The following is a 14,043-nucleotide window of genomic DNA, read 5'->3' on the forward strand; positions in this document are numbered from 1 at the left end:
CAACGCCATGGAACCCCTGGACACGGGTGGAAACCCTGGACAAAAAAACAGGGCAACGTTTTAAAACAGCTTGAAACGCCGTCCTGATGTTTTGCCCTCATAATCCGCTGGTCCCCGGTTGGCTTCGCCGCGCCTGCGGCGTCGAGTCCTGGTGGGCCCACCACTGCAAATCATCGAAACAAGCGATTCCTATGCCTGCAACGCACGAAGAGGACTCAGTCGCTCGCGGGAACTCGCGCCGGTTCCAAGTGCACCAGTACGTCAAGGATCCCGAGTGAGGAATTGCAGAGCGTCTCCCGAACGCGATGTCCGATGGCATGACCTTCGATGACGGGCAGTCGGCCATCCACCTCCACATGAAGATCGACTAGCCAGCCAGGTCCGCTCTTGCGGGTAAGACACTTTTCGATGGCGATGACTCCGGGGACACTCCCTGCCAACTCACATACCGCCGAGTGAAGCGACTCCGGCCCCGCGGCGTCCATCACTTCTCCGATCGGGCGCAACAGCAAGCGGCCACCGTTCCATGCAATGATCCCGCAGGCGACGAGAGCCGCCCAATCGTCGGCAGATTCGTAACCATCTCCGCCCAGCAGTGCCACGGAAATGCCGATGAACGCGGCGGCCGATGTCAGTGCGTCCGACCTGTGGTGCCATGCATCTGCGGTCAGAGCAGAACTCGACGTTTCGCGTCCGATTCGGGCCATGCGCCGGTACAACACCGCCTTGGTTGCCACGACGCAGATTAGCACCGCGAGTGTGAATGGAGCGGGCGTATGGTGCGGCGTGAGGATCTCGCGAACGCTCTGCACCGCTAGGCCGACGGCCGCCGCCACAAGTCCCAGAGCGACCACAATCGCCGCCAGAGCCTCCGCCTTGCCGTGTCCGTAGGGGTGATTCCGATCCGCCGGGAGCCCCGCGATTTGAAGGCCGCCCCACACCACTAGGGAACTGATGATGTCGAGCAGAGACTCGATCCCGTCGGCAATCAGAGCATAGGAATTACCGATCCAACCCGAAGCGATCTTAACGATCGCCAGAAGTGTGCTCACGACCACAGTCTGGATCGTGGCCCTGATTCCCCTGGAGACTCTTGTCCTGATCGTGTCCGGTTCGTGCATCGCCCTGCAATGGTAAACCACTTCCCGCGCGGTGTAAGGAAGCGGAGTAGCGAACCGGTTCGTCCAGGGGCAGGAATGGTTCGTGTGTTCGACCGCCCGGAAGGACGTCTAGTCTCAACTACAGTTCAAATTCCGCATCGAGCAAAACGGAACTGCATGGTCGCCCTGGTGGGCCCACCATCCTCCAAACGGGGACAGATCTATTTTTGGTATTCTTCGAACTGACCCGCCCCCAATGGTTGTACCACTTTCTAAGTTACTACTAACACCGATTTCGTCGACTTGAGCGTAGCGAAAGACGGCGGAATCGGCCGGATTGCCTCTGGTGCCGGCGGTCTGTATCCCAGCGAGCTATGCGGTCTGATCGTGTTGTACTCCCTGCGCCATCGACCGGTGAGGACCTTGGCTTCGTGCAGCGTGTAGAAGATCTCTCCGTCCAGTAGCTCGTCTCTCAGTTTGCCGTTGAACGATTCCACGTAGCCATTCTCCCACGGACTGCCGGGTGCGATGAAGAGCGTCTCGACATCGACCCGCTCTAACCATCGACGATGGTCAGCATCTTCAGTGGACGTCCGTCCCGTGTCCTGTCTGCCACGAAGTCGTAGGCCCAGACGTGATTCCGATGCTCCGGTCGACGTCGAATACACGATCCATCGTCCAGCCATAGTCGACGCCGCTTCGGCTGTTTCTTCGGCACTTTCAGTCCTTCTCGTCTCCACAAACGCTCGATCCGCTTGTGATTCACCTTCCAGCCAGCCCAGAGGAGCATGCCGGTGATCCGTCGATAACCGTATCGCCCGTACTTGGTGGCAAGCTCGGTCATCTGATCGACCAGGCGTTCCCGTGCTGTCCAAATCCTCAGCCGACCGGCACTTCTTATCATTACTAGTGTCAGTCGGTGACGGCATGATCGTCGGGACGTTCCAATAAAAGGAACCCTACGAGTTCAACTCTACGCAAACTCTACGCAACGCCATGGAAACCCTGGACACTGGTGGAAACCCTGGACAACAAGTTAGGCGCCATCTCAAGAAAAACCTTGAAATGGCGCCGTGATGTTTTGCCCTCATAATCCGCGGGTCCCCGGTTGGCTTCGCCGCGTACAAACAAGCCGGGCGCGTCGCGAGCGGCACGGCGCGCCGAGGGTGTGAAGCCCATTCCCACGCGGTATTCAAGGGCTCCGGCCCGTGCTGAACTGCACGAGCCAGCCCGAACGAGTGGGACCCGCTCTGCCCACGTTGGACAGCCGCCCCGCTTTCGTAAGAGAATCCGCCCATACCGTCTCCGACAGGACCCCGCGAGCGAGGTGCCGATGATCGGAACCGTCGTCGGAAACTACGAGGTCGTCGCCCAGGCCGGCTACGGCGGGATGGGCGTCGTCTACGAGGCGCGCCACACCCGCCTCGGCTCGCGCGCCGCCATCAAGGCGGTGCTCGACGACGACGCGACGAGCGAGGACTCGCGTCGCCGCCTCCAGAAAGAGGCCCAGCTCGCCGCCTCGGTCACGCACCCGTACGTCTGTCGAGTCTTCGACGTCGCCGAGCACGACTCGCAACTCTACCTCGTCATGGAGTACGTCACCGGCACGACGCTCTCGAAAAGGATCCGCGAACGATCGCTGAGCGACGACGACAAGCTGCGCGTCACAGCCGAGCTCGCCGAGGCGCTGTCGGCGATCCACGACGCCGAACTGGTCCACGGCGACCTCAAGCCGTCGAACGTGATGGTCGGCGACGACGGGCACATCAAGGTGATGGACTTCGGGCTCGCGCGGCGTGCCGAGATCACGATCTCGCGCGAGGTCGAGCGCAGCCAGGTCTCGACCCAGTCCGACCGGCCGCCCGGCGGAACGTTGCCGTACATGGCGCCCGAGTTGATGCACGGCGCGACGCCGACCGCCGTCAGCGACCTGTGGGCGCTGGGCGTCGTCGCGCACGAGGTGTGGACGGGCGAGCATCCGTTCCACGGGCCGACGGTGGCGTCGACGACCGCGCGCGTCATCGGTCCCGAGCCGACCGAGGCGTCGCTCCACACGTCGCTCGCCGGGCATCCGTGGCAGCGGACGCTCGCACGCTGCCTGCGTCGCGAGTCGGTCGAACGGCCGCAGTCGGCACGACAGCTCCTACAAGAAGTGCACCACACCGCGGTGCCGTCGCAGGAGACACGGAAGACCGCACCGCGCGTCCTGGCGGGGGTCGCGCTGGCGGTCCTGGTCGTCGCCGCGGTCGCGTGGGTGCTGCTCTCCGGCAGCGGCGACGACGTCGGCAACGTCGTCGCCGTGATCCCGACGACGAGCGACGGCGAGGCGCGCATGCTCGCGATGGCGACCTCGGGCTACCTCGCGAACTTCGAGGACGCGCACGTGATGCCGTTCGATCGCATCCGGCCGCTGCTGGCACAGCTCGGCGCCGGCAGTCGCGGCGACCAAACGACGTTCCGGCAGTCGCTCGGCGCGGCCGCGGTGATCGCGGTCGACCTGGAAGGGGAGGGCTCGCCCCGGGTGGCGACGTTCCGAATCGACGACGGCGACGAGACTGTCCTCACGGTGCAGGGAGCGAGCCTGTTCTCGCTCGCGCGGCAGGCCAGCATCGAGCTATCCGCGCACTTCGGATTCGGCGATGCGAGCGACGACGGCGCGGTCTTCACCGAGATCGAGAGCGCGATCCGCGACTTCGGGCAGGCGCAGGAGCACCGCCGCAACCTGCGCTACCGCGACGCGCTCGCATCCCTCGACGACGCGATCGACGCCGACCCCGACTTCCTCGAGGCGCGGCTGCTGCGGGCGCGGACGCACGACGCGATCGGCCTGGCCGCCGACGCCCGTCGCGAGGTCACCGAGCTGCACGACTCCCTCGAAGCTCACGGCCGCTCGCGCGACGGTCGCTTCGGCCGCTTCGTCACGGCGCTCTACCTCTACCTGACGCTTTCGGGCGAGGAGGCGGTCGTCGAGCTCGAGAGCCTGTGCGACGCGGATCCGTCGGATCTCGAGGCGTGCACGGTGTTGCTCTCGGCGCTCGAGGCGCGCGGGCTTTACGAGCAGTCGCTCGAGCGTACCGACCGGCTGCTCGAGCGCTATCCGCTCGACCTGCGGCTGCGGCTCGACCGGATCACGACGCTCGCCGACCTGAAGCGCTACGCCGACGCCCTCGCCGACGCCGACCGATTGGAAGAGACCGGCCGCCTGCTGTCGCTGCACGCGATGGACGGATTCCTGATCGAGAAGCGCGCCTACACGACCTACCGCAGGGGCGACTACGAGGAGGCGCTCGCGCTCTACGAGGACGCGCGCGTCGCGTACGAGCGCTCCGGCCTGGCGTTGCTGGCGTACGGGCCGCTCAAGTCGAGCGGCGACGCGAGGATCCAGCTCTGGCAACTCGACCGGGCGCGTGAGGACCTGCTCGAGGCGCTGCCGCTCGTGCGCGAGGCGGGCGATTTCCACACCGAGGCGCGCATCCTCAACAGCCTCGGCTCGGTCAACCTGCGCCTGCGCCGGCTCGACGACGCGCTCGCCGACTACGCCGCCTCGGACGAGATCGCGAAACGGATCGACAGCTTTCGTTATCGTTACTCGGCCAACCTCAACGCCGCATCCGGCTACGTCAAGCTCGGCGACCTCGACCGCGCCCGACGACAGATCGAGCTGACCCGGGGGCTGCTCGAACAATCGGACCTCGACCCGAGCCAGCCGGATGTACTGCTGCGCGAGTCCGACCTCGCGCGCGGCGAGGGTCGGCTCGACGACGCGATCGCGATCCTTGATCTCGAAGAGGGCTTCCCGCGAGCGCCGCACGAGCTGTCGCGGCTGCAGCGTCTGGTCGCCCTGACGCTCGAGACCGGTGCCGACGCGTCGGAGGTTGCCGCGCGCGCAATCGACGCGGCGCGCGCGATCGACAACCCGGCCCGGCTGGCCTACACGCTCGACCTGGCCGCGATCGCGGCCGCGCGGGTGGGGAGCGCGCGCGAGGGGAGCGAACGGGCCGCGGAGTCCCGCGCGCTGCTCGCCGCAAATCCGCACGGACCGATCCACGTCATGACCCGCGAGTGGGCGTCCGCCGAATTGCTCGCCGCCGAGGGGCGATGGGCGGACGTCGTCGCGCTGTCGGTCACCCCGCCGACCCCCGGAAGAGAGAGTTTCGAAACCTGGCGCGTCCGCATCCGGGCGCTGCAGCAGCTCGGCCGCTTCGACGAAGCCCGGGAACGCCGCGACACCCTCGCGGCGTCTCCCTGGGTGACCGATTACGAGCGGTCGCAACTGCGAGAGGAGGCGTGATGAACGACATGGCGAACGTCGCAGACGGAATCCGACGACCGGACCGCATCGCGGTGCTGCTGCTCGCGGTGGCGGTGGCCGTGATACCGGCGTGCAAGGGCGAGCCGCCGGACGCGCCGTCGGGTACGTCGCCGAAATACGTTGCCACCAAGATCCTCGACGGCCCCGACGACGAGGTGATCGAGGTGTTCGTGCGCGTTCCCGACGACACGACGAGCGACGAACAGCGAAGGATGTCGAGCGGCCCCGGTGGGCGCAAGAGCTCGGCGGTCCAGGATCTGGACCTCAAGGCCGAGGACGTCGACGACTCGTACCACTACCGCATCGCGGATCTGGTCTACGTGCGGGCCAAAAGGGGACACCTGAAGACGCTGGTCGACGAGAAGAAGGTCTCGGTGCGCCACGTGATCCATGTACCGCGCCTCGTTTTCGGGCCCCTCCCCGGCGCCGCCGAACCGCACGCGAGCGAGGGGCCCGACGTCATCACGGGCGTCGACGCCGTCGTGGTCGATTCAGAGGAGGCGACGATCGAGGACCACCTGACCCAGGCGAACGTTCCCGGAGCATGGGACCTGGAAGTCAACGGGAACGGAGTGGTCGTCGGCATCATCGATACCGGGGCGAAGGCGAACCACCACACGTTCTCCTCGAACTACCGTGGCTACGATCCCGACGGACTCGATCACGACTACAACTGGGCCGACTTTGCCGACGAGCCGAGCGCGACACCAGCCGACGCCAAGGGCCACGGGACCAAGGTGACCGGCGTCGTCGTCGGCGGAGGCTGCACGTCGAAGTATCTCGACTCCACGGTCGGGGTCGCACCCGGCGCGCAGTGGATCGCGTGTCGGGCCGCGAAGGAACTCTCCGGGGACATGATCGGCGCCGACCAGTACTTCAAGTGCCTCGAGTGGATGTGGAGCCCGACGTTGGACGGCGAACCGAACCCCACGATGAGTCCCGACGTGATCCAGTTCTCCGGGCACTTCGACGAGATGGACAAGGACCTCGCGGTCGAGGTCGAGGTGATGCATCAGAACCTGGAGGACGCGGGGATCGTCTTCGTCCACAGCGTCGGCAACATCGACGTCGAGTGCCCGACCCTGGATCTGTGCGACGCCTTCGACGCCCCACCGAGTTCGCTCGATCAGGCGCTGACGGTCGGCGCGGTCGACGAGGAGGGCAGGTGGTTCAAGAGTCTGTGCTCTGCCCAGGCGACGCCCTCGAAGCCCGACCTGGTCGCCCCCGGCAAGAGCGTGCGGACGGCGTTCCGCGGTCCGGCCGACGAGGACGGGACGTGTGGTGGGGTGAGCGGCACCAGCCTCGCCGCGCCGATCGTCAGCGGCGTGGTCGCGCTGATGCTCGACGCAAATCCCTGCCTGAAGGACCACCCCGCCGAGGTTCGTGCGCTCCTACGGGACGCCGTCGGGGTCAAGTCGACCGGGCCGGACTGCAGCGACGCCGTCAGCCCCGATCGCCTGTTCGGAAACGGTGAGGTCAACGCGGAGTCCGCCGTCGCGAGCGCGAAGGCCTTCAACTGTCCGCCGGACGCCGAGGAGGTCGTGGACTAGGGGCAGGGTCGCTCCATGCGATCCTCCGTCAGGACCAGCAGGACGACCGTGTGGTCGAGGCCGCTGCCGAGTTCGCCGTCCTCGGTGATCCAGTGGATCTTCTCCGATTCGATCTCGCCGTCGAACTCGTCCGGGATGCCGGCGTTCTTACAGTCGCCCTCGGCCAAGCGGTGGTCGCAGTCGTTGTCGATCTTTACACCGTTGAGGTAGAAGCGAACGTACTCGTCTTCCTCGTGCAGGGTGAGCACCCGCGGCGAGGTGTTCCAGCGATCCGTCACGATGAACACCGATCTGACCCGCTCGGACCCCGCGTCGTTCGAGATGCACATGTAGTACTTCTCGGTCAGCAGGTCGTCGCGAAGCGTCCCCGATCTGCCGAAGCCCTCGCGCCCCTGCGCGTCGCTAGCGACGATCCGGTGCTTGCCACCCGTGGGATCGAGGATGACGTCGTCCTGATCGACGTAGGCCAGCGCCCCGGAGAACGACAGCGCGACAACGATCGACGCGCAGACGGTTACATAGATGATACGGAAACGGCGATGGCTCATCGTTGACCCCCTTGAGGCCGCTCTGGGGCTTGCGGCTCTGCTATCCGTGCATTGTCTACCATTGGAGAGGGGACAGACAAGCGACAACCGGCCGTCGCACCGCTATTCGTTACGTTCCACCCGCTAGCACGGCGACCCGGCACTCGATGCCGATGAGGATGCGGTTCTCCTCTCGCAGGTAATCGATCGCAGCATCTTGCTGGCGGAGTGATCCAGTCGGCCATCGCGGCGACCAGGATCTGCCAGGGATAGAGCACCGTTGCCATCCAGCGATCGTAGCCAGGTCGAGCACGGATCGACAGCTGTCGACGTGACGGTGTACGGGCTAGAATTCCAAGGATTCAGGTTCGGCTGAGTACTTGGACAGCACGGCGCCGGAGCATACAGGGAAAGCCGAGGCTCGCCTCTACTCCACGCCGTCCAACGCCGCCTCGAACTCGACCAGGCGCTGCCGGTACTCGCCACGAGTCGCCGTCTCCTCCTCCGCAGTCAACGCGATCGCCTTCTTCTCGGTCTCGATGGCCTTGACCGTGTCACCCGTGCGGTAATACGCAAGAGCGAGAGTATCGAGGTATACAGGGTTGTTGTGACCGGTCTTCTCGTTGGCTTTTAGGGCGAACTCAAGGGCCGATTCCGGGTCCTGTAAATCGGCTGGCTCGCAAGTCAGCGCCATCCACGCGTAAAGGTTGGCCACATGGACGTCGTTGGTCTCACTGGCCAGGTCCCTTAGCGACTCGAGCTGCTCGAGTACGTGTGGGCGGGCCTTTTCGTAATCGCCGTTGTCCGCGTAGAAGTTGATCAGGTTCGACCTCGCCGTGTTCGTCCACCGATCCCCATCGCTGCGAGTCTCCACGAGTTGTCGAAGGGTCGCCAGGAGAAGCGATTCCGCTTCGTCATACTGGCCGGCGGATGCATACAGGTCGGCCAAGCGCCACTCCATATTTGCCCGCCCCGTTTCTCCCTCGGGGATAAGCGCGAGCGCCTTTTTCGCAATTTCGATCGCCCTGACTGCCTCCCCCGTACGTTGATAGGCCAGCGCGAGCGTGTCCAGGTGTTGCGGGTTCTCGTAGTTGCTTCTCTCGTTAGCCACGATCGCGAACCGCAATGCCGCGGTGGGGTCCTGAAGATCCTCCGGCTGGCAAGTTAGCGCATGCCAGGCAAAATAGTTGCTTGGTTCCGCGTCGAGTGAAGCCTCGGCTCGCCTCTTCTGAGCGGTCAGCCAGAGGGTCGCCAGGCGTCGGGCTTTCTCGTACCGCTTTTGCCGTACGTAGAGATTCACCAGGTTCTGCATGGAAATCAGCGTTGAGGGATGTTCGGACCCCAAGACCTCACGGCCCGTTTCGATCGCTTCCACGTACAGTGGCTCTGCGCCCGGTTTGAGGCTTCTCTGGTATCTGAGGGCCAGGTTGTGAATGGACTGCAGCGTATCCCGATGCCGATCCCCCAACGTTCGCCTGCGAGCGTCGAGAGTGTCCCGATAAATTTCTTCAGCTTCGTCAAACCGCCGTTGTTTGTCGTACAAAATGCCCAGGAGGTTCATCGTGGAGAGAGTCAACTCGTGCTCGCCGCCGAGCACGCGCCTGCGCGCCCCGAGAGTGTTCAGAAGGAGCGTCTCAGCGTCGTCGAGGCGTCCCTGGCGCTGGTAGACATTGCCGAGGTTGTGCATGGAGATCAGTGTGTCCGGGTGTTCTTCACCGAGGACGCGCTTGCGAGTCTCAAACGTCTCGAGAGTGAGTGCAATCGCCTCGTCGCGGCGCCGCAAACTGACGTAAACATTGGCCAGATTGTTCATCGAACGAAGAGTCACCGGATCGTCTCTGCCAAGCTCACGCTCGCGGATCTCCACGGCGCGCCTCGAGTGCCGCTCGGCAGCCTCGAGCATATCGAGGCTCTTGTAGGTGAGGCCAAGTGAGTGTTCGAGGCGAGCAGCGAGGAGCGGATCACCCGCGAACGCGTCATCGATTCGCTCGCCCGCTCGGGCCAGAATCTCATCCTCGATGAGGCGCAGGCCGGCATCTGTCGTATTCACCCCGACCAGGGCGTCGAGTCTCGCAGAGACCTCCTCCGTCGAGAGCCCTCGCCCCTCAGCGGATTCCCTTATCCGCTCGGCAAAGTCCTGACGTAGAGCAATTCCCAGACGGTATGGATCGACCGTGCCGAGCGTTTGCGTCAAGAACTCGGAAACACGTTCCGACGTTTCAGCAGCACGCTTCGCGCGTACCAACCCCAGCGTCGTGCCGATGACGCCGGCGACCAGGCCCAGGGTCAGGACTGCCGCGGCTGCCACTCCCACCCGGTGCCTACGCAAGAACTTTCCGACCCAGTAGGCCATCGACGGCGGGCCGGCCAGCACCGGCTGGTGCTTCAGGTGCCGCTCGAGGTCGGCGGCAAGTTCCGACGTCGATCCGTAGCGCCGCGCCCGATCCTTCTCCAACGACTTCATCACGATCCAATCCAGATCGCCGCGGAGAAGACGCTGGAGAGTTGAAGGATCCGTCTTGCGGCGCTTCGCCGACTCCGTGGCCCGGTCGCCCAGTGTCGAAACACGGGTCGACGGCCGTGACGGCTCTTCCTCGCGGATCTTGGACCGGATGCCCTCGAAGCCCGCCTCTCGTAGCTCCTTCGAGTCGAACGGCAGCGCTCCGGTGAGCAGCTCGTACAGCATTACTCCCAGCGAATACACGTCGGTCCGCGTATCCACGTCTTCGCCGGTCATCTCGGCCTGTTCGGGGCTCATGTACTCCGGCGTCCCGATCAACACGCCGAGTTCCGTGAATAGCGTCTTCTCGGTCAGACGCTGCCCCGTTGCCTTGGCCACACCGAAGTCAATGATCTTCGGAGTGCGCTCACCTCCGCTCTCCGTCACCAGGACATTGGAGGGTTTCAAATCCCGGTGGATGATCGCTTTCTGGTGGGCGTGCTGCACACCTTCACAGACCCGCTGGAACAACTCCAGCCGCTCGGGCGTGTTCAGCTTCTGGCGGTCGCAATGCTCAGTGATCGGCACTCCCTTGATGTATTCCATCGCGAAGAACGGGCGGCCGTTTGCGGTGGACCCCGCATCGAACACCCTGGCGACACATGGATGGTCCATCAGCGCCAGCGCTTGGCGCTCAGCCTCGAAGCGAGCGATGACCTGGTTGGTGTCCATACCGCGCTTGATGATCTTCAGCGCGACGCGGCGGCGCACCGGCTCGGTCTGCTCGGCGAGCCAGACCTCGCCCATGCCACCCTCGCCAAGTTTCTGTAGGACCCGGTAGGGACCGACGCATCGTGACCGCGCGGGATCGGTCAGTGACACCTGAGCGGTGTCCTCCGCCTCGGTTGGGTGTTGGTCCCCGGTAGCGGGCTTGTCGTCGTCCACGGCCAGGCCTCCAGTCTACGTTTTTGAGGCTGATTGTAGCCGAGGGGCTGGCTGATCCCAAAGAACCGAGAATCAGCAACCCAGCCCACGCAATCTCGTGCCATCGTCCGCATCGCCCTCACGCCAGGCCTTCATAAACCGCTGGTCCCTGGTGGGCCCACCATCCTTATGTCTTGCACCCGAGTTGCTCCTTCAGGACACGGTTCTCTTCCCGAAGATAATCGATGACCGCGTCTTGTTGACGCGTGATCCAACCGGCCATGATGGCTACGAGGATCTGCCATGCATAGAGCACCGTGGCCAGCTGCCGCTCGTAGCCGGGTCGGGGACTGATCGACAGCTATACGGGCGCGCATTTCCGCTCCATTTATCTCCACGATAAGCTACTTTTCCGCCCCGATGCTTGCGTGGCCCGGCGCTTTTCCGTAAATAGGGACAGGTGGGCTTGCACTTCCTGACCACCGAACGCGATGTGATGCAGCGAAGCCGTCAAAGCACTCGAACGCCGATCGGTGTCGGAGCCGTTCTCACCCTGCTATTCGCCCTGCTGATTACGGTGTCACCCGGCAGTAAGGCCGCCGGTAAAGGGGAGACCGGGCCGGTCCGGGCGACGCGCGTAGAGTTGGCTGATCGACCTACCGACCTCCAGCTGTTCCATACGATGGACCTCGACGTGGATGCGGTTTTCGAGAATTGGGCACGGCTCTACCTGACCGAGGAAGAAGAGACGAAGTTGCGGCGAATGGGCTACGCCCTCTCCCCGCTCCCGCCATCGAGAGCCGTCGAACTCTCGACTCCTTCCCAGACCGACGAAACGACGGACCGAGGGATCTCATCCGCCTACCATACCTACGACACGCTAACGTCCGAATTGAATGCGATTGCGACGGCACATCCGACCCTGACCCGGCTGACTAGCCTGGGACAGACCGCCTCGCGACCGCCGGATCCGATACGCGAACTCTGGATGATGAAGATCTCGGACAACCCGGACGCTGAAGAAGACGAGCCCGAAGTGGCCTTTATCGCCGCGATGCATGGCGACGAAGTGGTCGGCAAGGAGCTATGCATCGAGTTCATCCATTATCTTCTCGACAACTACGGCACCGATTCTCGCGTGACCAACCTCGTCGACAACACCGAGATCTGGATCCTGCCATCGATGAATCCGGACGGTACCGAAGCGGGCGAGCGATATAACTACAATGGCTTCGACCTGAATCGGGACTTCCCCGACTGGTTTGACGATCCGGTCAATACGACTGCCGGCCGGCAGCCGGAAACTTTCGCCGTGATGAACTGGGTCGCGGAACAAAGCATCAACCTCTCGGCGAACTTTCACGGTGGCGCGCTTGTCGTCAACTATCCCTGGGACAGCAACGCGACCGCGAGCAGTGTGTACAGCCCGACGCCGGTGCCGGACCACGATGCGTTCTACTCAATCTCGAGAACCTACGCCCAGAACAACCCACCGATGGATGCGAGCAGTTCGTTTGCCGACGGCGTTACGAACGGTGCCGAGTGGTATGCGATCTCCGGAGGCATGCAGGACTGGGGTTACGCCTGGTACGGAAAGTTCGACGTCACACTCGAGATCAGCGACATCAAGTGGCCCGCAGCTACCGAACTGCCGACCTTCTGGAGTGAAAACCAGGAATCGATGCTCTCCTATCTCGAGCGAGCGCACGAGGGCGTGCGCGGGGTCATCAGCGATTCCGCGACTGGAGTTCCGGTCGCCGCGGAAATTCGGGTCGACGCCGATCCGTTCGCGGTTTATACCGACCCGGATCTGGGCGACTACCACCGCATCGTGATGCCTGGTAGCTACACGCTGGAGATCTCGGCACCCGGGTACTATCCGACGAGCGTGCCGATCGTGATCGCGGCCGGCCCCGCGGCGCGCTACGATCTGGGACTACAACCGCTTCCTTCCGACCTGCAGCCTGTGTCGACACGAGTCGCAAGCGAGCCGTCGGGCAACGGCTGGATCGACCCCGGGGAGACGGTCGAGCTTGCCATCACACTCAAGAACCTCGGCAGCCTGGCGACGTCGATCGGTGGACGCTTGATCCCGACCGGCTGGTACGCCGAGCTGTTTCAGGCAGAGTCGACTTACCCGGATATGGCGAATCAGGCGGAGTCGGAATCGTACGCGCCACACCACACGATCCAGATCGACCCGGCGACACCGGCGGGACATAAAATCGGTCTCGCCGTGGAGTGGAGTGCTGCACAGGGTGGCGGCATCTCTGATCCGATCTTCGTCGCTCTCGGCGGAACCGCATGCGACACGAGCGTACCGACAGACATACCGCAGTCGATCATCGACTACCAGTCAACGATCAGTGAGATCCCGATTGCGACCGGCGTCGAGATCGACGACCTCCAGGTCTTCGTCGACATCACACACACTTTTATCGGCGACCTGACGCTGGAGCTGATGTCGCCCCAGGGGACCACGGTTCTGCTTCACAATCGCACGGGCGGTGGAACCGACGACATCCTCGGGAGCTACGGTCTCGACTTAACATCGGCCGAGTCGCTGGCGTTGCTCAATAACGAATCCTCGACCGGCACCTGGAAACTCACTGTCAGCGATGGTGCAGGAGGTGACAGTGGCACGCTCAACGAGTGGAACCTTGAGATCTGCGGCCGGCCGCTGGAGGCGGCGCCGCCGCAGATGCTCTTCCGCGAAGTCAGCCTTGAGCCCGGCGGAGTTCAACTGCGCTGGTGGCCCTATCCTGGACTGAATTCCTACCGCGTCTATCGCTCCACCGATCCGAGCTCTGCAGTCGCTTTCATCGATGTCACGGCGGAAGATCCCGATGCGACCGACACCTTGTTCCAGGACGGTTCCGTCGCGCCAATTTCCTACTTCCTGGTGACGGGCGTCGGCCCGCAGGGTGAGGGTTTGAAGGGCCATTTCGGCGAGTAATTCAATCGAACAGGCCTCAATCACCGTATATTAAAAAAGTTGAGGTTCGACAGCGTAATCGCCAGTATCAACGATGACCACCGGGGGGGAGGCACCGATATGTTCAGGCTCCAGATCCAATCGAACGTACGCATCATTCTGGGGCTGACCTGCTTTTTCAGCTTTCTTCTCAGCTTACCGGTCATCGCTGCGACCGACGCCGGTGAACTGGCCTGGACCGGCGACCGATCACAG

General features: G+C 63.7%; 6 protein-coding genes and 1 pseudogene. 3 read left to right on the forward strand and 4 right to left on the reverse strand.

Features of this window, described 5'->3' with window-relative positions:
• Nucleotides 1-215: 215 nt before the first annotated feature.
• Complete coding sequence (locus OES25_02160; protein ID MDH3626446.1) at nucleotides 216-1,121, reverse strand: cation diffusion facilitator family transporter; 906 nt, start codon at nucleotides 1,119-1,121, stop codon at nucleotides 216-218.
• Between the two features lie 251 nt (nucleotides 1,122-1,372).
• Nucleotides 1,373-1,935, reverse strand: a pseudogene (locus OES25_02165) (integrase core domain-containing protein).
• 498 nt (nucleotides 1,936-2,433) lie between these two features.
• Between OES25_02165 and OES25_02170 the strand changes: the two are divergent.
• Nucleotides 2,434-5,391, forward strand: coding sequence for a protein kinase (locus tag OES25_02170; protein ID MDH3626447.1), 2,958 nt, complete (start codon nucleotides 2,434-2,436; stop codon nucleotides 5,389-5,391).
• A complete protein-coding gene (locus OES25_02175) occupies nucleotides 5,391-6,962 on the forward strand; it encodes a S8 family serine peptidase (GenBank protein ID MDH3626448.1) in 1,572 nt (523 codons plus the stop codon). The genes OES25_02170 and OES25_02175 overlap by 1 nt, the downstream gene beginning before the upstream one ends.
• Here OES25_02175 and OES25_02180 read toward each other — a convergent pair.
• Nucleotides 6,959-7,510, reverse strand: a complete 552-nt coding sequence (locus tag OES25_02180; protein MDH3626449.1) for a hypothetical protein — start codon at nucleotides 7,508-7,510, stop codon at nucleotides 6,959-6,961. The two genes, OES25_02175 and OES25_02180, sit on opposite strands and share 4 nt — an antisense overlap.
• 406 nt (nucleotides 7,511-7,916) lie before the next feature.
• Nucleotides 7,917-10,874, reverse strand: a complete 2,958-nt coding sequence (locus tag OES25_02185) for a serine/threonine-protein kinase (GenBank protein ID MDH3626450.1) — start codon at nucleotides 10,872-10,874, stop codon at nucleotides 7,917-7,919.
• Nucleotides 10,875-11,319: 445 nt separating this feature from the next.
• On the opposite strand from OES25_02185, the gene OES25_02190 reads away from it, so the two are divergent.
• Nucleotides 11,320-13,809: a M14 family zinc carboxypeptidase gene (locus OES25_02190; GenBank protein ID MDH3626451.1), complete on the forward strand. Its 2,490-nt coding sequence runs from the start codon at nucleotides 11,320-11,322 to the stop codon at nucleotides 13,807-13,809.
• Nucleotides 13,810-14,043: the final 234 nt, after the last annotated feature.

The sequence above is a fragment of the Acidobacteriota bacterium genome (genome assembly GCA_029861955.1).
Lineage (GTDB): Bacteria > Acidobacteriota > Polarisedimenticolia > Polarisedimenticolales > Polarisedimenticolaceae > JAOTYK01.

Coding starts and splice junctions, on each gene's coding strand:
- OES25_02160 (MDH3626446.1), bottom strand. CDS start 1,121: ATGCACGAACCGGACACGATCAGGACAAGAGTCTCCAGGGGAATCAGG.
- OES25_02170 (MDH3626447.1), top strand. CDS start 2,434: ATGATCGGAACCGTCGTCGGAAACTACGAGGTCGTCGCCCAGGCCGGC.
- OES25_02180 (MDH3626449.1), bottom strand. CDS start 7,510: ATGAGCCATCGCCGTTTCCGTATCATCTATGTAACCGTCTGCGCGTCG.
- OES25_02175 (MDH3626448.1), top strand. CDS start 5,391: ATGAACGACATGGCGAACGTCGCAGACGGAATCCGACGACCGGACCGC.